Raw genomic sequence first — 19,970 nt, forward strand, 5'->3', positions numbered from 1 at the left:
GCGCTAGACTGGCCGCGACTCCCCGCCGGAACGCCCGCGAACGATGAGCCGCGCCCGCCGAACCCTGTGCCGTTCGCGCCACGACCGCATGATCGCGGGCGTGTGCGGCGGGCTCGCCTTGCGCCTGCGCTGGAACCCGGTGCTGGTGCGCGCCGGCTTCGTCGTGCTGGCCCTGGCCACGTTCGTGCTGCCGGTGGCGCTGGCCTATCTGGTGCTGTGGCTGCTGATGCCGGAAGAGGGCTGCTGACTGGGCGCGGCGCTGCGAACGGCCGCACGCGCGGGCGGCACCGCGCTCGGCCTGATCTGGACTTCGCCGATCAGCGCGCTCGGCCTGATCGCCGGCCTGCTGGCGTTGCCGTTCGGCGCGCGCGCGCGGCTGCGCCGGGGCGATCTCGCGCTCGTGTTCCACCACTGGCCGTGGGGGCCGGGCGGGGCGATCACCTTGGGCAACGTGATCCTGCACACCGGCGGCGATCTGGATTCGCCGTGCCACACCTACGCCCACGACGCCGGCCACGGCGACGAGCCGCCGATCTGCCTGGCCGATCACGAACGCGCGCACGTCTATCAGTACATGGTGCTCGGCCCGCTGTTCCTGCCGCTGTATCTGCTGTGCGGCGGCATCAGCGTGCGCAACCGCTTCGAGCGCGCGGCCGATCGCTACGCGCAGACCGGACGCGGCTGGTGGCCCTGGCCGGGGTGAGCGGCCGCGGCGCGGCGTGAGCCGATTTCCTCGGGGAATGCGAGTACTTCGACGCCGGCGCAGCGACGCGCCGGTCCGGCGCTCACGACGAGCGCCGCGAACCGCATTAACAGAGGACAGGATCGATGACGTTCAAAGCGATCGCGTTGGCGCTGATCGGCGCCGCAGGCCTGATGCACGCCGCCTGCGCCCAGGCGCAGTACAACGAGGGACCGTTCGCCAGCGAGCAGGCGCTGGTGGCGTACTGGCAGACGCAGAACTTCGGCCAGACCGAAATTTTCCTGGACGGCCGCAAGGTCCACCAACGCACCACCGGCTTCGGCCCGCCGCTGACCGAGATGTATTTCCGCTGCAACAACTCGACCCAGGACATCCGCGTGCGTTGCGGCAGCTACAAGGATCCGCACTACGACTTGACCCGCCTGATCGATCTGTTCGACACCAACAACAACACCCGCCCGGCGTATCCGCGCGACGCTTATCTGGACGGCGTGCTGTATCGCGACATCGCCAGCAGCACCAACGGCACCGGTTCTTACTGGAAGACCTGCAAGGGCGATCCCAGCCGCTACTATCCCAGCGGCATTCCGTATTACCTCTACCTTGGCGTGATTCCGGACTTCGGTCCGCCGCCGCCGGTGCCGCAGTGCCCGTCGCGCTGACCGCGCGCTAGCGCCATGCTCACACCGGCTTGACCGGTACGTAACGCCGCTGTGTCTACTCTGCGCACGTCGGAGAAAAACCAGTGGACAGCCGTTCGTTGAAGTAGCTCCGACAACGGAAGACCCGGACACCCGAGGAACATCTCGAGGCCCGGGTCTTCTCATTTGCGCGTGTTTTCGCACGGCCATATCTGCGTGGCCGTGAGTGCCAGTCGGCTGCTGCCGGAGAACTATGAAGCGCAAGCCATCCAACACGGCCTGCGTTTGCGCCTTCACCTTCAATGGCGCCGGCTATCCCCCCGGAGCGGGTGCGTGCAACATCGATCGACGAATGCCAGCGCCAAGAAGGATCGATGCCTGCGATCGGAAACGCAGTAAACGAAGAATTAAAGAGCCGTTTGCAGGCGTGGGGAGCGAAGGCGGGAACGGCAGGCGAAGCGCGGCCAAGCCGTTGAATCCTCCGCCAATGCGGTGAAACTCCTGCCAGCACCATCTGGTCGGATTAAACGTCCGCTGGGTTGAGCGAATGCGTGTGGTCGTGTCCGGGCGCGTGCGCCCGCATTCCCGCTCAGCCGCCCGCTGCGCGCAGCGGCAAGCGTATCGCGCTTTCGCCGCCGTCCGCGCCGTTGGGTCCATAGCGCCGTTCGATGAAATCGATCCCTTCTTCGCCGATCAGCACGATGGTGCTGCAGCGCGTGCCGTAGTTTTCGCCGAGCACGAACGGCGGCGACAGCAAGCGCTCCAGTTCCAGGCCGACGCCGGTGTCGGGCAGGGCGTCGTCGGGCGCGATCGTGGTGTCGGCCATCGCCGCCAGCAGCATCGCCAGGCCGGGATCGGCGCTGGACGGCGCGTCGCCGTCGCGGCGCAACGGCGCTTGCTGCGACGCCGGCGATTCCAGCCACGCCGACAGCGCGCGCGTGGCCAAGCCGCTCTTGGGCCAGGCCGCATCGAAGGCGCCGTTGGTCATCGCGTGCACGCCGGGCGCGACCGCGAAGGTTTGGAACGGGCCGTGGCCGGCGGGCGGGTGGTTGCTGCCGAAGCGCAGTTCCTCGCCGTCCCACAGCAGCAGGTTGAAGCGGCCGAATTGGCCGGCTTGCGGGCGCAACGTTTCCAGATAGTCCCGCGCGCTCATCGCGCCGCGCGCGAACTCGCGCACCAGCGCGCCGCGCGAACGCGGCGCGGTTTCCAACTGGCGCCCGTCGCGCACGTTGGTCACCGCGGCGAGGCGGCCGCGGTCGGACACCATCAGCCAACTGCCGCCCTGCGAGAGGTCGCGGCCGCCGTAGACGCGCGGATCGTCGGGATCGGCGCCGGCCGGCGCGGTCGGTCGCGGGTGGGCTTCGTCGCGGTTGGCGATCAGCGCCAGCGAGTAGCGGGGATGGTGTTGCCAGGCGAGGGCGATCAGGCACATGGCCCGCATTCTAGTCCCGCCGGCTATGCATAGTTGCTCACAGCGCGGCTCGCGCCACAACCGGCATGCGGCCTAAGGGCCCCCGGACCAATGGCAGAGGCCGCGGCCGCGCGCTGGCCATATTCTGGCCACCGTCTCATCGGCTGAGACCTGTCCCCGCTCTCCTAGCCGGCTCATGGGCCGGGCGGATCGCAGGGGAGAGGCAATCGATGAATCGTGGCGCCAGGATGTCGTTGGAGTTGTTCGCGCCGGCCCTGATCGTGGCCGCCGGCGCGCTCGCCGTGGGCACGCTGCCGGCCGACGCGGTCGCCGCGTCCAGCCTGCCGGGCGGTTCGTACGCGCGACTGGCGCAGTGTTTGCAAGTCGGCGGCCTCGGCATCGCCGCGGCCATGCTCGTCCATTCGCTCTGGCGCCTGTGGCGCTGGGAGCGCGGCAGGGAGCCGCAATGCGCCTGCGGCGGCCTGCTGTCGCGGCCGCGCCGCCACCGCGACGGCCTGCGCCGCTGCCTGGGATGCCGCCGTCCTCACCCGGAGATCTGACCATGCTCACCGCCGCCGCCATCCGTTGCACCGTCGGCCTGTGGCCGCTCGCGGCGATCGCGCTCGCGGCGGGCGAGGGCGGCGATATCGACGCGTCGGAGCGCCGCGATTGCGAGCGCCCGGAACCGGGCGCGGCGGACGCCGAGGACCGCGAACCGCGACGGCCGACTTGATCGCGATGGGGGCAGACGCCGGCCCGAGAGCCGGTTATACTTCCCGGCCCGCTGCCGGAGTGGCGGAATCGGTAGACGCAGCGGACTCAAAATCCGCCGCCCTTAAAAGCGTGTGGGTTCGAGTCCCACCTCCGGCACCAATATGCTGACCGTGGCGGTTCGTTGCGGTTCGCTGGTTAAGAAAAGAAGCCCCTTTTTAGGGGCTTTTTTGTTGCCCGAAGTTCGTAGAAGACCGCTGCAGACCGCTTGAGCCGGGGGCATGTGGGGGCAGGGGGCACCCAGGGGTATCTGAGCCCCTGTTAGAGCCGATGCCCCCATGGCTGCGCACGCCGGAAAATTCACCTTGGTGACCATCAAGAACGCGAAGTGCGGCGACAAGCCAGTGCGTCTGTTCGGTGGCGGCGGCTTGTACTTGGAGTTGATGTCCAACGGCTCTCGCTATTGGCGCCTCAAGTACCGGATCAACGGCAAGGAGAAGCGTCTTGCCTTGGGGTGTATCCCGAGATCTCGTTGGTTGCAGCCCGCGAGAAGCGGGATGAAGTCCGCATGGTGATTTGGGACCGGGTGGATTCGTCTGCCAAGCGTCAGACCTACCGTCCGTTAGCCAAGCTCTCCAGTGAGACGACCTTTAAGGCCATCGCTCAGGAGTGACTGGCTTTGCAGGTGAAGACGCTCGCCGCGGTGACCTACGGCAAAGCCGAATGGCTTTTGGGGATGGCTTCGAACGAGATCGGAAGCCGTCCTATCGCGGATATTTCCGCTCCTGACATCCTCGCCGTGCTTCGTAAACGCGATTCATCATGCAGGCAGCGTCCATTTCTTGGCTAGACTAATTCAATCACTGTGACGCCGGGGGCATACGTGCCGACGAGAGAAGATCTGATCGCGCATCTGTGGCAGGAAGTCATCAATCCGTTCGATGACGCCACCGCACTCGACAACATCATCGCTAACTGCAAGCGCCGGCCTGACGGTCCATTCGCGGGCGTTGGGCCGGCCATCGAACGAGCCTTGGCGGCCGGTGTTTCGGCGGAAGATATCTGCTTGCTGATGAAGGACGCAGCATACGAAGCGGTCTTTGGGACGCTGTACGCCATGAGTGATCCCGGCGTGGATGGCAACGAAGTCCTTGGTCTTTATGAAGAACTACTCTCATCGCCGAACGCTAGGTGGTGACCCGTTGGCTCGAGTTAGGAACGAGATCCGCTCGGCTACCCCGGCCGCTTCAATGCAAGCGGCTCTTAGGCGATGAAGACGCCGTGCATTTCGTAGTGCCGACGAGTCCCTCGCGGCGCTTGGGCGATCAACTCGTCCCAGCGCTTCTCGAAGTTGAACGCTCGCCCCGTATCGGTGGCGGCTCAGGTCTCTCCGACCTCAAGGGGCATCCTTTAGCGTCGTGGCTCGGACCTTCGCGCGGCGAATAGACAGGGACGTATGGCATGCAGGTGGCCTGGGCCGGCCTTACCCCGCGCGGGACAACCAATCGATGTCGATTGACGATACCTAGCCGTCGACCACATGTGCGTCGACCACGCGGAGATTCACGATCTTCTCCAAGATGGCGAGCATGTCGGCCTTGTTGTGATACGACTCGCCACCATTCGCAACGGGCTCGCCGTTCCTCCCCTTGATGCGCCAGCGCCATTGGCCGAAGGTTGGAGATTGAGCGGATATAAACCGCGCCAGTCCCGCTTCTTCTCCCGCCTTAATGCCCTCTCGGTAGATCTCCAAACGCAGCTCACCAGCCATATTGATCCCCCTATGTTGTCCAAGAGACAACGTAGTGGACGCATCCATCAGGCCAGCCGTAAACGGTGAGACCGCCGGCTCTACCATGCCGACCTGCCACTCCCGCTAGACTATTGGCATGTTTACCCGGAGACAAAGATGAAACGGGTGTTGTCATTCACGCTGCTTTTTATCGCCACTCCTGTCTTCGCGGCCGACAACGGGAGCCCCGCCGCTGTGGCGGCCTACACAAGATCCTCTCTTCTGGCATTCGTGTCGGACGACGATGCCTCGATGCCATCGCCATTGATTTTCCGCGCGACAAGGTCGTCAGGCGGCACTGTGCCCGACCGCTATGAAGTCAGAATGGGGCAGCCTCTCTTTGTCTCCCCAACAACCTTGTATCCAACTTGGAGCAAGGGAAGCCCAAGCTACGTTTTCGTTGTATTGCCTTGCGCAGAAGAGCCGAGGGCGCGAGCAAGGGAGGCGCCCGGTTATTTGATGGAATTTGAGCGAGAGAGTCAAAAGAGGCCGGGATACTACACGGATGTCTACCGCGCTCAGTATCAGTACGGCCAAGGCTCGGAGTTTATGGTTCTAGACATCCAGAACTCGAAGTCAAACTGTGGTGTCAAAGCCTACAGGGCCAAAGACGGTAAGGGAGGGCCTCAACTGGTTCCGCTGCGCGCGCAGGAGGTCGAACTCAAGGACGTGTTCGTTTGCGAGTTCAATGTGAGGTCTTGCGGATAAGCTGCGCGATCTCTACGAAACCCTGGGCGATTCGAAGGCCTTGATGAATATGACGGGTTCTGATTTTCTATGAAGATCGTTTACACCCTCTTGCAGGACTTGAAGAACAACCCGCTGCGAGTGGACCGTGTCCGCGCGACGACTCTCGACGACTCCAAACCCTACCTCGGGCTTGCGGGTGCGCAAGGCTTATTCGCCAGCAAAGAGTGGTGGCGAGCCATCATCGACGGCGATCTGGAAGTGGTGTTCTTTTCAGGCACGATACGCCGCCTGTTCATTCCCGGAATGCCGGGCGACGCCATCAGCGAACCCGATTTCGAATGCGTGTCCGAGGATGGCGAAGTTCGCATATCGAGTCGATATGCGAACGACGCCACCGATCTGGAATTGTTCCAGGTCGGAAAGAAGGTGAAGATGGCCTATGTACTGGATCAGTTGAAGGCGCCTCGTTCCGATGGCGCAACGGGCTACGCGGATATCCTGCTTGAATTATCGATAGAGGAGTGATCGGCGCCCGTACAGAACATTGCTGAAGTAGAGGGCGTCGCAAAGATCCGCGGCTCGGACTTTAGCGCGTCGGATCGATAGCGGCATGAGTGGGCGCCTCACTGGTCTGGACCAATCCTGCTTCTGCGAGTCGCCAGCTGTAGTGCCGCGTGCGCCGCCATGTATAGCGGCGGCGCCTTGTTCGCTCAGCGCTTTGGCGTAGCGGTTGAATGACCAGCCATGCCGTTTAGAACAGCAATTGCAGCTCGGCGTAGCTCGGGCGATGCCGCGCGATAACAGATGAGCAAATCCAATTCGTCATTGCCGACCATCGAGTCGTCGCGACGGCCAGCTATGATGTAAGTGAGGTCGAATTTAGCTCTGGCCAGCAATGCCATGTACGCGAGGTCTGGCGTTGACTCGTCCATTTCGTAGGCCGCTTGAGTGCGCAAGCTGACCTGGCCCGTTGCGGCCGTGATCGACTGGTTCATACCCAGTCTTTCCCTTTCATCCGCGATCCGTGAGCCGATTGTGCCTTTGTCGGTATGCATAGATGTGCGCCTTCCTTTGTGTGCATCTAGGTGAGCCTCCTTGCGTCTGAATCGAAACAGATATCCTCGGAACTGCTCATTCACTAGTAGCTCGAGGTGTCTCACTAACTACCTGCCACATCGACTAAGCCCAGCCGGGAAGCGGCTTCGGCCTGAGTGACTTGTCAATCCTCATCAGGCCAGTTGTAGTGGAGATAGGCGACAAAATTGTCATCGCTGTCGTAGATCTCAAATCTGTGCTTGATCCTGGCTGCCGCAAGAGCTGACGAGACCGCCATGGAATCCCGCATGAGCGTTTCTCGGTTGTTGGAATCTGCGTCGATCGAAGGCTTATCGCCACAGTCACCACAGCATTGCCGGAACACAAAATTGCTGTCGCCCTCAACGCGCACGGAGTACTCGCCCTCCGAGACGTGCAAGCCACCGTCGACAAGAAGCCGAACTAGCTCATCCTTGGATGGCCAGGGCGCGCATTCGCCAGAAAGGGCTAAGAAGCAGTTTGTCATCCGGTCTGATGCCTGAGGTGAACCGGTCCGCGGAGCGACTTCGGCTCGCGTAGGGATATGGGGCTTGACGCTTACGCGCCACGTCAGGGCGATCGTATCTCTGTCAGTCGCAACCTGCGAGATGGCCGGCGGTGCCATGCCGCCCATGCCGATCTGCCACTGGCGCTACCCCTGCCGCCTGCGCTCGATTACCTTCCCAGAGGCCGATGAGCCTGGTGAGGCCGTGGCCCTCATCGAGGAGGAGCGCGAGGCGGACGAGTGGGGTAAGGCGTCTAAGAAGCCAACTAAGAAAAGTTCGAAATCGCCAGTTTAGGAAGGTGCTTCGCGCTGGGAGTTGCCCGCCCACACCTGATCTTCTAGCCGAATCGCTGAGGGGGCATTTATGGGCGCAAGATGCCGGCTGCAAATTTCGAAAACATCGAATATTCAAAGTGTTATAAGTCTTTAGAGGTTTCCACCACCGCACAAAATAAGCCGGCCGTAGCGATTCGTTACGGTTCGCTGGATAAGAAAAAGAAGCCCCTCGTTAGGGGCTTTTTATTGCCCGGAGTTCGTCGGAGTCCGCTGTTGACCACTCGAAGCCGGAGGCATCTGTGGGGAGAGGGGCGCCTCGGGACATCTGAGCCTCTGTCAGAGCCGTTGCCCTCATGGTCGCCCGTTAGCAATTCAGGCCGTCGCGATCGTGCAGAAGTCGACTCAATCGTTGGCGGACGCATCGCACACGATCCGCATCCTCTCTCGAAGGCCGGCGAACTTCGGCTGGTGGAAGATAGGAGCCAGCCAGACACTTATTTCCGCAAAAGAACCCCAGGCGGATCGCGGTGCGGTTTCCAAGGCAAGTTGCAGTTCCCGCGCGGCAGCGTCCAGCGCTTCCTCGTTGACTATGCGATCTCCTGGCGCCCAGTCTTCTTCGCTGGGCTCCGTCGCTTCGCTGAGCAGCCGATGGAGCTTAAAAAGACGCCATTTCCAGGCAGGCCCCAAACCCTCGGCGATCAGTTCGTCGGCGCGCGCGATCAGTTCAAGATCCTTCCAGAGATAGGCGCGTTGGAGTTCGCAAGCGAGATCGGGCACAAAGCGGTCGCCCCATCGGCGAACGGCCTGTTTCGCCAGAAGAAACGCCGTTTCTTTAGCGCTCGTCCAGTTGTATCCCTTCAGCAGCATTGAAAATTCATCGGCATCGAGCGCTTCCGGGGCGCGCCCATCGAGCATGATGAGAACCACCTCTTGTCCAATTCCCTCGACGAGCGCGTTAGGCCCCTTATAGGCGTCGAAACGCGCGTTCGCCGCCGCGATTCGGTCGGCCGATGAACGGATTCGATGGGGGCCGGAATCACTCACTTTGAAGTCTCAAGTCGTTATCAGCCGCTTGAACGCTGTTCTGCGTCCCGGGCTTTGGTCGGAGGATCGAGCGAGGCATTTTCGTTCTCGTGAGGGCGACCGGATCTCTTGGGAAAGGATAGATCCGTCCTGGACGAATCCAATATGGCGTGGCTCGAATTATGAAGGGGCTTGCATCGGGGCGCGCTTATCGATGCGCCTCGGCAAAACGATGGATCCCATCCTGAATTTCGATCTTCCGTCCATTGCCATGCGCAAGGCCGCGCCACAGCAACCCGCGTTCGTTATCGTCGAGTTGCTCATTGAAGGGCTCCAACAAGCGAGCTTCGGAGACTCCCGCCTTCCGAGCCGCATGGGCGATATCGGCCAATCGAAGATAGTTCTCGCGATAGTCCATCCGCATCCCCTCCAATGCATGAGCGGCGACCGCGGCGTGCAGCCAGCCAAGAGGCGACGAGTTCAGCGATTTCTCCGCCGCAAGCACGCTGAGGTACATGAGTTTGAAGCTCAGCTTATCGTTCAAGCGTTTGCGAAGCTCAATTACCTCGATTCGGTTTAGCGCCCTCAGATGGCGGCTGAGGGCCAGCATCGTTTCGATTGGTTCGTCGGTTTTTGGCTTGAAGCGAAGACTGGTTGAGTCGATGCCTTCAAGCAGTCGGTGGCTTTCGAGCAGATGGCTCAATGAAGTCTCCTGGCAGATCGGTTAATCCTGACGAATCAACCGACGTAGAACTCCACGTCCGCGCGGCGTTCTACGGCCTCGGCCATTCGCTCCTTGAGGTTGCTGAAGCGATGCTCGATGTAGTCCCGCAATCCCGGTTCCTGGTCGGCCACCGCCACGGCGAGACAATCGAGCTGGCGGAAGAACTCCGGAGCTTGTCCCGGGCCGACTTCGTTGAACGTGCCCCAGTTGTCGCACAGATCGAGCCCGAGCCGCTCCGCGACGGGTCCGACGATCCGGCAGACGGCCTCGGTCATGACCGGGATATTGAAGCGCCGCTCTTCCTCGGTCTGCGGGTGGTTGATCAGCGCGACGACGCTCATCGGCGGTGCTCCTGCTTGCGCGCTCAGGCCGTCTGAAGGCCGGCGGTTCGGTGGGGAGGTGCGCCCAGAGAAGGGGCGGGCGAGGTCCAGTGTAAGAGGCCAGGCGGGTTGGGCGCGCTCCGCATGGCTAGGCGTCTCGCTAGGCGGTTGGCGTGTCGCCGCGGTCGCTCGCGACGCCCTCCCGTGGCCGGTGTCGGCGCGCTTTGCCGTAGCGGCCCCAACGCACATTCCTTCCTCGATCCGTTGAGTTAGTCTGAACCGGCCAATGACCTGCCCGAGGGGAACGACGTGACCGAACACGCCGCGTTGCAGGAGCTCAAAGAGGGGATGCAGTACATGCAGCAGCAGCTGCAGTTCATGGCCGAGGATCTGGCCCGGATGAAGGGCGAGTGCGCGGCGTACCGCGAGTTTTCGATGGAGTTGATCGCACGGGTGCCGTCGGGGGATTCGTCCTGCGCGCTGGGCACGGTGCGCGATCCTCGCCAGCTGGCGAACGCGCCGGATCTGCTGTTCCGCGAGGGCATGAGTCAGGCGATCGCGCATCTGGCGCATGCGGTAGGGCAGCAGACGCCGATCTGAGGGCGGGTTCGAGGTCCTGAGCGATCGCGCGCAAGCGCCCGCGTCCGACTCGCGCCGGGCTCGCTTCGGCTCTTCGGACCCAGGACGGTCGGCCGCGCCTTTCGCGGCCTCGGCCCGATGCCTGCCGCGCCCGTTAGGCGGCGCCCGTCCGTGCCGATGAACCCCGACTGTTCGCCCTGAGGCGTTTCGCCGCGCGGGGTTTAAAAGTGTGATTTGTAAGTACGCGTCCGCTTAGGGGATGGGTACGATCCGCGAACATGCGTCCTTCCCCCAAGCGCCCTACAAAGGAGTTGCCGTGCGCCAGATCCTCGCTTTCGCGCTGCTCGCTTCGCTGTCCTTCGCGGCTTTCGCTCAGTCCGTCGCTTTCGGCAACAAGATCCTGCGGGTCGGCGATCCGGTGGGCCGGGTGTTCGAGGTGGCCGGCCAGCCCAGTCGCACCGTGCCGATCGAGAACAAGTACGGGGCGCACGAGGGCGAGCGCCTGGAGTATTTCCTCGGCAACAAGACCGTGCTGATCACCGTGCGCGACGGCAAGGTGACTCAGGTGCAGGAAGTGTTCTGAGCCGCGGCGGCCGCGCCGAGCGCGCGGCCGCTTCAGCGGCGCAGCACGAACGCGCCGCTGTCGAGGGCGTCGACGACCGAACTCAGGACGGACTCCGGCGCTGCGTCGCCGGTGGGCAGCGCGTGCGCGCGCAGATCGCCCAGGTCCGCCAGTTGCGCGTGCAAGCCGGCGACGACGTCGGCGTCGTCGAGGCCGTAGCCGCGTTCGCGGCAGCGCCGGATCGCGGCGTCCAGCGGCGGTTGCAGCACCAGGTAATGCACCGGCGCGGCGAGACGGCGGAACGCGTCGAGAAACCAGGGGCCGATCACGCCGTCGACGACGGTCAGCAGTCCGCCCGCGGCGTAGCCCTGCGCGGCGGCGGCCAGCGCTTGGATCACCGCCGCGTTCTGCGCATGCGCTTGCGGCAGGAACGGCGCGATCGCGCCGTGCTTGATCGCGTGCCAGAAATCGTCGGCGTGCAGATGCGCCTTGGTCGAGCCGGGCAACGCGGCGAGGGCGCGCGCGAGCGTGGTTTTGCCGGCGCCGGGCGGGCCGGAGAGGATCAGGATGTGGCCGGCGAAATCGAGCGCGCCGGCGGGGGATTCGGTCATCGTCGAACGATGCGGCGCGAAGTCGGGTGGGCGGCTCAGAAGCCGCCGTAGCGCGCCATCGCCGCGGCGCAGACGAAGATGCCGGCCACGGCGACCAGTTCCAGCCGGATCAGCAGGCGCAACGCACCGACCTGACGCGGGTCGGGCAGGAAGTTCGGATCGCGCTTGAGCGCGCGGCGCCAGCGCATGAAGCGCACGGTCGGCAGGATCGACAGCAGCGCCACCAGCACGAACAGGCTGAATTTGGCGTGGAACCACGGGTTGTGGTCGTAGAAGGTGTGGCCCTTGATGCCGTAGATCAGCCGCAACACGCCGACCACCAACAGCAGCACCGCGCTCATGCCGTAGCCGGCGTCGAGCCCGGCCAGCCGGCGCAGCGCGGCGGCGTCGATGGGGCCGCGCAGCAGCACCGATTCGGCCACCAGCATCGAGATCAGCGCGAACACCAGCAGGTGGTGGGTGGCGGCGAGGAGCAGGTCGGTGAGCATGCTGGTAGCAGGAGATAGCGAATAGGAGATAGGAGATAGGTGGGGGCGATTGGGGATCGCGGAGATGCTGGACAGCGTGCTGCCGCTATCTCCTACCTCCTACTCGCTATCTCCCAGCCTCAAGCCGCTTCGTCGGTCGCCAGCGTCTTGTCGACGCGGCGGAACCACTCGCCCTCGCGCTGGACGAACATCGAGCAGCACTCCATCGGCGCCTTGTAGATGTGCAGCGACACCGCGACCGCGTCGGCGCTGGCGTTGCGGATGGTGTGGTACTCGTGCGGCGGAATCAGGCTGCCGGCGCTGCCGGGGCCGGCGTGCATGCCGCCGGCGGCGCGGAAGCGGAAGTTCTCGCCGTTGCGTTCGAGCAGCTCGAACTGGGTGATCTCCAACTCGCCGTCCCACACGCCTTCCACGCACCACAGGCCGCTGTGGTCGTGCATCGGCGTGCCTTGGCCGGGGCCCCAGGTCATCGCCACCACGCTGTAGCCCAGTTCGGGGCTGCGGTAGAGCTCGCGGCGGGCGTAGTGGTCTTCGATCGGGTCGAACACGCAGTCGGGCAGGTTCACGTCGCGGTCGCGGATCATCTTGCACAGGGTGTTGCGCAAGGCCGCGGTGACGGCGTGCTCGTCGCCGGCGGCGACCGCGGCGTCGATGGCGGCGACCAGCTTGTCGTGGCCGGGGAAATCCAGGTCGGGCAGGGCGTCGGTGGTGTTCATGCCGCCGATTCTACGCCCGTCCGCAGCTCGGCGAGAAATCCGCCCACGGCCGGGCCGAAACGGCCGATGTCGACCAGGAAGGCGTCGTGGCCCTGCGGCGACTCCAGCGGCAGGAAGCGCGCGTCGGCGCCGCCGGCGCGCAGGCCGTCGGCGACTTCGCGCTGCTGCTGCAGCGGGAACAGGATGTCGGTGTGCACGCCGATGGCCAGGGCCTTTTCGACCCGGATCGAGGCGAGGCCGCGCAGTACCTGTTCATCATTGTCGAGGCCGTCGCCGCCGCCGCAGTAATCGCCGATGTCGAACCAGTCCATCGAGCGGCTCAGATACAGATAGCAATTCGGGTCGAAGCGGCGCACGAACCGGCGGGCGTGGCCTTCCAGGTAGCTTTCGACCTCGAATTCCAGGCCGAAGGGTTCCTCGTCGAGGCGGTCGGAATCCAGCCGCACGCGGCCGAAGCGGCCGTCCCATTCCAGCGCCGAGCGGTAGGTGATGACGCCGAGCTTGCGCGCCATGCGCATGCCCGATTCGGGGTAGTGCGCTTCGTCGTAGCGGCCCTGGTTCCACTGCGGGTCCAGGCGGATCGCCTCGCGCTGCAGCGAGCGGATCGCGATGGAGAACGGCAGCGCGCGCGCCGCGCCGGAGATGTTGATGTGGGCGCGGGCCAAGCCCGGATGGCGGATCAGCAGGGCCAGCGCGGTCATGCCGCCCATCGAATTGCCGATCACGCAGGCCAGCCGCTCGATGCCGAGCGCGCGTACCACGTGCGCGGCGGCATCGGCGCCGTCTTCGACCGACAGTTCGGGGAATTCCAGGCGGTACAGGTCGCCGGTGGCGGCGTCGATGGAGGCCGGGCCGGTGGAGCCCTTGCAACTGCCCAGCGAGTTCACGCAGATCACGAACCAGTGGTCGCTGTCGATCGGCTTGCCCGGGCCGAGCATCTGCTCCCACCAGCCCGGCTCGGGGTTGCCGGCGTTGGCGGCGGCGTGCGCGTCGGGCGACAGGCCGGTGACGATGAGCACGGCGTTGTCGCGCGCGGCGTTGAGCTCGCCCCAGGTTTCGTAGGCGATGCGCGCGCCGGTCAGGGCGCCGCCGCGCTTCATCGGGAACGGCGAGGGCAGGTCGATGTGGCGGGTGCCGGGCGGAATGAATTCGGTCATGCCTTGCTCGTGTGGCCGGCGCGGGCCGGCGTTGGCGAACGGGTGGGTCGTGTGCGGCGGCCGCGCGCGGGGCGCGGCGGCGGTCGCGGTGCAGCCTAAACCATCGTCGCGGGGCGCGGGTGCGACCGGAACTGCGGTTGCGTTATCGCGATATGGCGGGAGTCGTCCGATCGTTGCGGTGCGCGGGCGCTTATGACGTCGGGGATGGTCGGTGCGAACGCGGCGCCATGTCCCGGGACCGAAGTCTTCGCTGCCGGCGCGGCGCTTACTCGACCACGCGGTCGATGGTCACGACCACGGTGTCCTTGCGGTCGCTGGCGACGGTTTGCGGCGCCGAGGCCAAATCGCCCGGCTGCGGAATCGCGTTGCCCGACGCGGAGACGCGCGCCAGCACCTGCACCTTGGGCAGCTGCGAGAGCTTCATCGTCGGCATCGGGCTGTCGCCGTCGTCCAGGCGGACCTCGAGCGGGAACGCGCCGAGTGGGTGCTTTTCGACCGCGACCGGCATCGGCGGGCCGCCGTCCTGGCGCGCGAGCACGAACACGCTGGCGCTGGCCGGCAGCTTGGCCTTGAGCGCGGGCGCGAGTTCGACCCGGACCTTGAGCCCGGGGCCGCTCGCGGCCGCGTTGCCGGCCGCGGCGCCCGCGTTCGGCGGCGCCAGCGGCTCCAGGCCGGCGTCCTTGCGCGCGCCGTTGATCTGATCGAGCAGGCTGGCCGCGGTGCCGGCCTGGACCACCGCCAGCAGCGGTTCCCAGGTCTTGGCCGCGTCGCCGGGGCGGTCGGCCTGACGCTGGGCGATGCCGAGGAACCAGCGCGCGCGCTGGTGCATGGGCTGTTGCTCCAGCGCGTGTTCGAGCATGCGCACCGCGTCTTCGTCGAAGCGGCGCTCGCGCGTGGCCAGGGCGCGCGCCTCGGCGGCTTCGGCGAGCAGGTCGGGATTGTCGGGGGCGAGCTTGAGCGCGCGCGCGTAGGCGTCGCGGGCCTTCACCGCCAGCCCCTCGGCGGTGTAGGCGCTGGCGAGCAGGCGCCAGCCTTCGATCTGGTTCGGGTCGCGTTCCAGTTCGGCTTCGAGCTGGGTGACCGCGTCGGCCAAGGTCTTGGGCGCGCGGCGTTGTTCGGGTTCGAGCGCGCGCGGCGTGCCCAGGCCGAGGTACAGCGCCAGCGTCGCCAGCGCGAGGCCCGCGCCCAGGCCCGCGCCCAGCGCCGGACGCGCGCGCCACAGCGGATGCAGCGCGTAGCCGAGCACGAACAGCACCAACGCCGCGCCCGCCGCGGCGAACACCGCGGTGGAACCCGAACCCATCGTCACCGCCATCACCATTCCTGATCCTCGTCGCTGCGCTCGTTGCGCGCCAGGTCTGTGCGCGTGCCGTCGTCCGGGCCGGCCGCGTGCGAGCGCGAACGCGCCAGCCGCAGCACCACGAAACCGCCGGCCAGCAACACCAGCACCGGCCCGAACCACAGCAGCCAGGTCTTGGATTCAACACGAGGACGGTAGAGCACGAACTCGCCGTAGCGGTCGACCAGGAACTCCTTGATCTGCGCGTCGCTCTTGCCCTGGCGCATCAGGTCGAGCACTTCGCGGCGCAGATCGTGGGCGATCTGGGCGTTGGAATCGGCCAGCGACTGGTTCTGGCACATCACGCAGCGCAGTTCGGCGACCAGGTCGTGGAAGCGGCGTTCCTCGGCGGGATCGTTGTAGCGCAGCGGCGCGGGATCGTTGGCCGGTTGCGCCGACAGCGGCGCGCAGAGCGCGAACGTCAACGCGACGGCGGCGGCCGCGTTGCGCAGCGCGGCGACGACACGGCGGCGGCCTCGCGCGGCGGCGCGGCGGTGGCTATCGCTCATCGCGTCTTCCCGAGCGCGTCGAGCTGCGGGATCAGTTCGTCGCGGACGACCTTGTCGGTCAGCGGCCCGACGAACTTCCAGCGCACCACGCCCTGGGCGTCGACCAGGAAGGTTTCCGGCGCGCCGTAGATGCCCCAGTCGATCGCCGCCTTGCCTTCGTAATCGGCGACCACGACGAAGTACGGATTGCCGAACTCTTCCAGCCAGCGCAGCGCGTCGGCGTGTTCGTCCTTCCAGTTGAAGCCGACCACGCGCAGGCGCTTGGTTTCGGCGAAACGGGTCAGCACCGGGTGTTCGTCGCGGCAGGCCGGGCACCAACTGCCCCAGACGTTGAGCAGGTACGGCGCGCCGCGCAGGTCTTCGGTCGAGAGCAAGCGCCCGGCTTCGTGCAGCACCGGCAGCGAGAAGTGCGGCGCCGGCTTGCCGATCAGCGGCGAGGGCAGTTTCTCGCGGTCGGGATTGCGGCTGAGCCACACGCCGGCCGCGAGCAGGACCGCCAGCGCGCCGAACACCGCCAGCGGCAGCCAGCGGGCCTTGTCGCGGCGCGCGCCGTTGTGGGGGGCGGGGGTGTTCATGCGTGTTGCTCTCCTGCGATGGTGCCTGCGGCGTCGATCGGTTCGCGCGGCCGCGGCGCCGCGCCCGCGCGCGCGTCGGCCTTGACCCGGAAGCGCCGGTCGGCCGCGGCGACGAAGCCGCCGAGCATCATCATCAGCGCGCCGAGCCAGACCCAGCGCACGAACGGCTTGATGTGCACGCGCACCGCCCAGGCGCCGTTGCCGAGCGGCTCGCCGAGCGCGACGTACAAGTCGCGGGTGACGCCGCGCGAAATCGCCGCTTCGGTCATCACCTGGCCGCCGCTGGCGTAGGCGCGCTTTTCCGGGTGCAGCACGGTCAGCTCGCGATCGCCGTCGAACACGGTGACGGTGCCGTAATCGGCTTCGTAGTTCGGGCCGATGCTGTGCTTGACGCTGTCGAAACGGAACGAATAGCGGCCCAGATCCAGGCTCTTGCCCGGCGCCAGCGCGACTTCGCGCTGCACGCTGAGCCCTTCGACCAGCAACGCGCCGACCAGGAACACCGCGACGCCGAAATGCGCCAGGGTCATGCCGAGCATTTCGGCGGTGAAGCGCTTGGCCCCGGGCCGGGCGCCGTCGCCGCGCAGGCGCGTCCACACGAAACGCGCGGTGCCGGCCGCGACCCACAGCGCGCCGCCGACGCCGGCGGCGACCTTGAGCGGGCCTTGCGGGGCGAGGAAGAACGCCGCGATCGCCGCGCCGATGGCGACGCCCGCCCACGGCACCAGCATCGCCGCCGGGCGCGAGGCCTGTTCGCGCTGCCAGCGGAACAGCGGGCCGAACGGCAGCAGCAGCACCAGCGGCGCCATCAGCAGCACGAACATCAGCGCGAAGTAGGGCGGGCCGACCGAAATCTTGCCGAGGTCGAGCGAGTCGGCGAGCAGCGGATACAGCGTGCCGAGCAAGACCATCGCGCAGGCCGTGGTCAGCAGCAGGTTGTTGGCCAGCAGCAGGGTTTCGCGCGAGGAGAACTCGAACGGCTTGCCCGGATCGTCCTGCGCCGACGGCGCGCGCAGCGCGTACAGCAGCAGCGAGCCGCCGATGACGACGCCGAGGAAGATCAGCACGAACAAGCCGCGCGAGGGATCGGCGGCGAAGGCGTGCACGCTGGTCAGCACGCCGGAGCGGACCAGGAAGGTGCCGAGCAGCGACAGCGAGAACGCGGCGATCGCCAGCAGCAAGGTCCAGCCGCGGAAGCTGCCGCGCTTTTCGGTCACCGCTTGCGAATGCAGCAGCGCCGCGCCGGCCAGCCACGGCATGAAGCTGGCGTTCTCGACCGGATCCCAGAACCACCAGCCGCCCCAGCCCAGTTCGTAGTACGCCCACCACGAGCCCAGGGCGATGCCGAGGGTGAGGAAGGCCCAGGCGACGTTGGTCCACGGCCGGGTCCAGCGCAGCCAGCGCGCGTCGATGCGGCCGTCGAGCAGCGCGGCGATGGCGAAGGCGAACGGCACGCTGAAGCCGACGTAGCCGGCGTAGAGCATCGGCGGGTGGATGATGAGGCCGGGATCCTGCAGCAGCGGATTGAGGTCGCGGCCTTCCGCCACCGCCGGCAGCAGGCGCGCGAACGGATTGCTGGTGAAGATCAGGAAGGCCAGGAAGCCGACGCTGACGATGCCCATCACGCCGAGCACGCGCGCGATCACCGGCGCCGGCAAGGCCTGCGAGAAGCGCGCCACCGCGCCGGTCCACAGCGCCAGCACCAGCGCCCACAGCAGCAGCGAGCCTTCGTGCGCGCCCCACACCGCCGAGTAGCGGTAGGCCACCGGCAGCAGCGAGTTGCTGTTCTCGGCGACGTAGCGCAGCGAAAAATCCTGGGCGACGAAGGCCTGGGTGAGGATCGCGAACGCGAACGCGACCAGGACCAGTTGCGAATACGCCGCCGGCCGCGCCAGCGCCATCCACGAATCGATGCCGCGCTGCGCGCCGATCAGCGGCAGCGCCGCCTGCAGCAGCGAGATCAGCAGGGCGAGGATGAGGGCGATCTGGCCGAGTTCAGGCAGCATGGAGCGGCGCCTTATGCAAGAGGGAAAGAACCGGGCCGGCGAGGTCCGCGCGGCGGGCGCCGCGCAAGCGCGCGCGGCGAGCGTGCGGCGACGGCGCGGCCGCGTCCGCCGCGATCAACGCGCGGCCTCCTTGCCGCCGGGCGCCGCGACATCGTGCTTCTTGTGCGCCTGGCCCATCTTGTCGGCCACTTCCTTGGGCATGTAGGTCTCGTCGTGCTTGGCCAGGATCTCCTCGGCCACGAAGGTGTCGCCCTGCATGCGGCCGGTGGCGACCACGGCCTGCTTCTCGCGGAACAGGTCGGGCAGGATGCCGGTGTACTTCACCGGCATCTGCGCGTCGCCGTCGGTAACCCGGAAGCTGGTGTCGAGCGAACCCGGCGCGCGCTGGAACGAACCGGCCGCGACCATGCCGCCGAGGCGGAAGCGCGCATGCCCGCCGGCTTCGCCGCGCAGGATTTCGCTGGGCGTGTAGAGGTAGGCGATGTTGCGCTGCAAGGCGGTGGCGACCAGGGCGGTGGCCGCGCCGGCGGCGGCGACCAGCCCGAGCACCCACAGCAGACGGCGGCGGCGGGTCGGATTCATCGGCTCAACTCGGTGGTGGCGTCGTCGCGCGACGCGGGGCGGGCCTGCGCGCGCTCGGCGCGCTGGCGGGCGAGGCGCAGTTCGCGGCGGATGCGCAGGTGGGTGGCGAGGTAATCCCAGGCCAACACCACGACGAACACGCTGTAGGCGCCGATCAGATACGGGACGTGGGTCATGCGCGCTTCTCCGCCGCCGGCGCGCCTTGCGCGAGTTCGGCGACCCAGGCCTTGCCCGATTCGCGGCGCAGGTTGTCGGCGCGCGCGCGGGCGAGCAGGGCGCCGACGAACCACAGCTTGGTGCCGATCAACAGCCAGATCAGCGGCGGCAGCATGCTGGGGTCCATGTGCGATTGGCCGAACATGTTGATGGTCGAGCCCTGGTGCAGCGAGTTCCACCACACCACCGAATAACGGATCACCGGCAGCAGCGCCACACCGACGATGGCCAGCAGCCCGGCCGCGCGCGCCGCGTTGCGGCGGTCGTCGATGGCGTGGTACAGGCCGATCACGCCCAGGTACAAAAACAGAAGAATGAGTTCGGTGGTCAGACGCGGATCCCATTCCCACCACGTGCCCCACATCGGCTTGCCCCAGATCGAGCCGGTGGCCAGGGTGATCAGGGTGAAGCCGGCGCCGATCGGCGCGCAGGCCATGGCCAGGATCTCGCACAGCTTGATCCGCCAGACCAGGGCGATGGCCGCATAGATCGCCATCAGCGCGAACACCGCCAGGCTCATCCAGGCGCTGGGCACGTGGATGTAGAAGATGCGGAAACCGTCGAGCTGCTCGCTGTGCGGCGGCGCCACGAACAAGGCGCCGTAGATGCCCCAGGCCATGACCAGCAGGCCCAGGCCGTAACCCCAAGGCGCCCAGCGCGCGGCGAAGCGGTCGAAGACGGGCGGCGAGCCGAGTTTGTGGAACCACAGGACGAGCGGATTCATTCGGCGGTTCGTTCGCGGTGTGGCGTCTGGGTCGCC

General features: G+C 66.4%; 29 protein-coding genes and 1 tRNA gene. 12 read left to right on the plus strand and 18 right to left on the minus strand.

Translation table 11 applies throughout. From position 1 onward, the window contains the following. The first annotated feature begins 43 nt into the window (after positions 1–43). From J5226_RS15630 to J5226_RS15640, 3 genes are all read left to right on the plus strand, one after another. Positions 44–247 carry a PspC domain-containing protein gene (locus tag J5226_RS15630; RefSeq protein ID WP_215835369.1) on the plus strand — a complete coding sequence of 68 codons (204 nt, stop codon included), beginning with the start codon at positions 44–46 and terminating at the stop codon, positions 245–247. A 12-nt stretch (positions 248–259) separates the two neighbouring features. Then, entirely contained in the window at positions 260–703 is a 444-nt protein-coding gene (locus J5226_RS15635; protein WP_215840454.1) for a hypothetical protein, read from the plus strand. A 125-nt stretch (positions 704–828) separates the two neighbouring features. Beyond that, complete coding sequence (locus tag J5226_RS15640) at positions 829–1,365, plus strand: hypothetical protein (protein ID WP_215835370.1); 537 nt, start codon at positions 829–831, stop codon at positions 1,363–1,365. Between the two features lie 568 nt (positions 1,366–1,933). Here the strand turns inward: J5226_RS15640 and J5226_RS15645 are convergent. After that, positions 1,934–2,776 (minus strand): NRDE family protein, encoded by an 843-nt coding sequence (locus tag J5226_RS15645; protein WP_215835371.1) that lies wholly within the window; start codon positions 2,774–2,776, stop codon positions 1,934–1,936. A 209-nt stretch (positions 2,777–2,985) separates the two neighbouring features. Between J5226_RS15645 and J5226_RS15650 the strand changes: the two genes are divergently transcribed. The 5 genes from J5226_RS15650 (at position 2,986) to J5226_RS15670 (ending at position 4,664) form a co-directional block, all read left to right on the plus strand. Continuing rightward, positions 2,986–3,315 (plus strand): hypothetical protein, encoded by a 330-nt coding sequence (locus tag J5226_RS15650; RefSeq protein ID WP_215835372.1) that lies wholly within the window; start codon positions 2,986–2,988, stop codon positions 3,313–3,315. Between the two features lie 2 nt (positions 3,316–3,317). Continuing rightward, positions 3,318–3,488 carry a hypothetical protein gene (locus J5226_RS15655; protein WP_215835373.1) on the plus strand — a complete coding sequence of 57 codons (171 nt, stop codon included), beginning with the start codon at positions 3,318–3,320 and terminating at the stop codon, positions 3,486–3,488. A 53-nt stretch (positions 3,489–3,541) separates the two neighbouring features. After that, positions 3,542–3,628: transfer RNA gene (locus J5226_RS15660), tRNA-Leu, on the plus strand. Between the two features lie 176 nt (positions 3,629–3,804). Continuing rightward, on the plus strand, positions 3,805–4,041 hold the full coding sequence (locus J5226_RS15665; protein ID WP_215835374.1) for an Arm DNA-binding domain-containing protein: 237 nt from the start codon (positions 3,805–3,807) through the stop codon (positions 4,039–4,041). Positions 4,042–4,349: 308 nt separating this feature from the next. Continuing rightward, entirely contained in the window at positions 4,350–4,664 is a 315-nt protein-coding gene (locus J5226_RS15670; RefSeq protein WP_215835375.1) for a hypothetical protein, read from the plus strand. A 327-nt stretch (positions 4,665–4,991) separates the two neighbouring features. On the opposite strand, the gene J5226_RS15675 is transcribed toward J5226_RS15670, so the two are convergent. Continuing rightward, positions 4,992–5,285, minus strand: a complete 294-nt coding sequence (locus J5226_RS15675; protein ID WP_215835376.1) for a YegP family protein — start codon at positions 5,283–5,285, stop codon at positions 4,992–4,994. A 90-nt stretch (positions 5,286–5,375) separates the two neighbouring features. On the opposite strand from J5226_RS15675, the gene J5226_RS15680 reads away from it, so the two are divergent. Together J5226_RS15680 and J5226_RS15685 are read left to right on the plus strand one after the other, a co-directional pair. Further along, a complete protein-coding gene (locus J5226_RS15680) occupies positions 5,376–5,966 on the plus strand; it encodes a hypothetical protein (RefSeq protein WP_215835377.1) in 591 nt (196 codons plus the stop codon). 69 nt (positions 5,967–6,035) lie between these two features. Beyond that, the gene (locus J5226_RS15685; RefSeq protein ID WP_215835378.1) at positions 6,036–6,473 is read left to right on the plus strand and encodes a hypothetical protein; all 438 of its coding nucleotides are present in this window, start codon (positions 6,036–6,038) and stop codon (positions 6,471–6,473) included. Positions 6,474–6,658: 185 nt separating this feature from the next. Here J5226_RS15685 and J5226_RS15690 read toward each other — a convergent pair whose 3' ends face one another. The 5 genes from J5226_RS15690 to J5226_RS15710 all read right to left on the minus strand — a co-directional run bounded on the left by J5226_RS15690 (position 6,659) and on the right by J5226_RS15710 (position 9,891). Then, positions 6,659–6,943 carry a hypothetical protein gene (locus J5226_RS15690; protein WP_215835379.1) on the minus strand — a complete coding sequence of 95 codons (285 nt, stop codon included), beginning with the start codon at positions 6,941–6,943 and terminating at the stop codon, positions 6,659–6,661. A gap of 224 nt (positions 6,944–7,167) precedes the next feature. Further along, on the minus strand, positions 7,168–7,656 hold the full coding sequence (locus tag J5226_RS15695) for a hypothetical protein (protein WP_215835380.1): 489 nt from the start codon (positions 7,654–7,656) through the stop codon (positions 7,168–7,170). 549 nt (positions 7,657–8,205) lie between these two features. After that, positions 8,206–8,847: a hypothetical protein gene (locus J5226_RS15700; RefSeq protein ID WP_215835381.1), complete on the minus strand. Its 642-nt coding sequence runs from the start codon at positions 8,845–8,847 to the stop codon at positions 8,206–8,208. Positions 8,848–9,034: 187 nt separating this feature from the next. Then, complete coding sequence (locus J5226_RS15705; protein WP_215835382.1) at positions 9,035–9,529, minus strand: hypothetical protein; 495 nt, start codon at positions 9,527–9,529, stop codon at positions 9,035–9,037. Between the two features lie 35 nt (positions 9,530–9,564). Next, a complete protein-coding gene (locus J5226_RS15710; RefSeq protein WP_215835383.1) occupies positions 9,565–9,891 on the minus strand; it encodes a hypothetical protein in 327 nt (108 codons plus the stop codon). A 288-nt stretch (positions 9,892–10,179) separates the two neighbouring features. Here J5226_RS15710 and J5226_RS15715 point away from each other — a divergent pair, with 288 nt between their 5' ends. Together J5226_RS15715 and J5226_RS15720 are read left to right on the plus strand one after the other, a co-directional pair. Continuing rightward, entirely contained in the window at positions 10,180–10,470 is a 291-nt protein-coding gene (locus J5226_RS15715) for a hypothetical protein (RefSeq protein WP_215835384.1), read from the plus strand. A gap of 295 nt (positions 10,471–10,765) precedes the next feature. Then, entirely contained in the window at positions 10,766–11,032 is a 267-nt protein-coding gene (locus J5226_RS15720) for a DUF2845 domain-containing protein (protein ID WP_215835385.1), read from the plus strand. Between the two features lie 32 nt (positions 11,033–11,064). On the opposite strand, the gene J5226_RS15725 is transcribed toward J5226_RS15720, so the two are convergent. The 11 genes from J5226_RS15725 to J5226_RS15775 form a co-directional block, all read right to left on the minus strand. Beyond that, positions 11,065–11,622 carry an AAA family ATPase gene (locus J5226_RS15725; protein WP_215835386.1) on the minus strand — a complete coding sequence of 186 codons (558 nt, stop codon included), beginning with the start codon at positions 11,620–11,622 and terminating at the stop codon, positions 11,065–11,067. Positions 11,623–11,657: 35 nt separating this feature from the next. After that, entirely contained in the window at positions 11,658–12,110 is a 453-nt protein-coding gene (locus J5226_RS15730; RefSeq protein WP_215835387.1) for a DUF2214 family protein, read from the minus strand. 119 nt (positions 12,111–12,229) lie between these two features. Beyond that, a complete protein-coding gene (locus J5226_RS15735) occupies positions 12,230–12,826 on the minus strand; it encodes a cysteine dioxygenase family protein (protein WP_255322809.1) in 597 nt (198 codons plus the stop codon). Next, the gene (locus J5226_RS15740; RefSeq protein ID WP_215835388.1) at positions 12,823–13,983 is read right to left on the minus strand and encodes a homoserine O-acetyltransferase; all 1,161 of its coding nucleotides are present in this window, start codon (positions 13,981–13,983) and stop codon (positions 12,823–12,825) included. Before J5226_RS15740 ends, J5226_RS15735 begins: the two co-directional genes overlap by 4 nt. A gap of 265 nt (positions 13,984–14,248) precedes the next feature. Then, on the minus strand, positions 14,249–15,298 hold the full coding sequence (locus J5226_RS15745) for a tetratricopeptide repeat protein (protein WP_255322810.1): 1,050 nt from the start codon (positions 15,296–15,298) through the stop codon (positions 14,249–14,251). Beyond that, positions 15,298–15,831 carry a cytochrome c-type biogenesis protein gene (locus J5226_RS15750; protein ID WP_215835389.1) on the minus strand — a complete coding sequence of 178 codons (534 nt, stop codon included), beginning with the start codon at positions 15,829–15,831 and terminating at the stop codon, positions 15,298–15,300. Before J5226_RS15750 ends, J5226_RS15745 begins: the two co-directional genes overlap by 1 nt. Then, positions 15,828–16,406 carry a DsbE family thiol:disulfide interchange protein gene (locus tag J5226_RS15755; RefSeq protein WP_215835390.1) on the minus strand — a complete coding sequence of 193 codons (579 nt, stop codon included), beginning with the start codon at positions 16,404–16,406 and terminating at the stop codon, positions 15,828–15,830. The genes J5226_RS15750 and J5226_RS15755 overlap by 4 nt, the downstream gene beginning before the upstream one ends. Beyond that, positions 16,403–18,412: a heme lyase CcmF/NrfE family subunit gene (locus J5226_RS15760; protein WP_215835391.1), complete on the minus strand. Its 2,010-nt coding sequence runs from the start codon at positions 18,410–18,412 to the stop codon at positions 16,403–16,405. The genes J5226_RS15755 and J5226_RS15760 overlap by 4 nt, the downstream gene beginning before the upstream one ends. A gap of 114 nt (positions 18,413–18,526) precedes the next feature. Next, entirely contained in the window at positions 18,527–18,994 is a 468-nt protein-coding gene (gene ccmE / locus J5226_RS15765; protein ID WP_215835392.1) for a cytochrome c maturation protein CcmE, read from the minus strand. Continuing rightward, a complete protein-coding gene (locus tag J5226_RS15770) occupies positions 18,991–19,170 on the minus strand; it encodes a heme exporter protein CcmD (protein WP_215835393.1) in 180 nt (59 codons plus the stop codon). Before J5226_RS15770 ends, ccmE begins: the two co-directional genes overlap by 4 nt. Further along, the gene (locus J5226_RS15775; protein ID WP_215835394.1) at positions 19,167–19,934 is read right to left on the minus strand and encodes a heme ABC transporter permease; all 768 of its coding nucleotides are present in this window, start codon (positions 19,932–19,934) and stop codon (positions 19,167–19,169) included. Before J5226_RS15775 ends, J5226_RS15770 begins: the two co-directional genes overlap by 4 nt. Positions 19,935–19,970: the final 36 nt, after the last annotated feature.

Source organism: Lysobacter sp. K5869, assembly GCF_018847975.1.
In the GTDB taxonomy this organism is placed as follows: domain Bacteria; phylum Pseudomonadota; class Gammaproteobacteria; order Xanthomonadales; family Xanthomonadaceae; genus Lysobacter.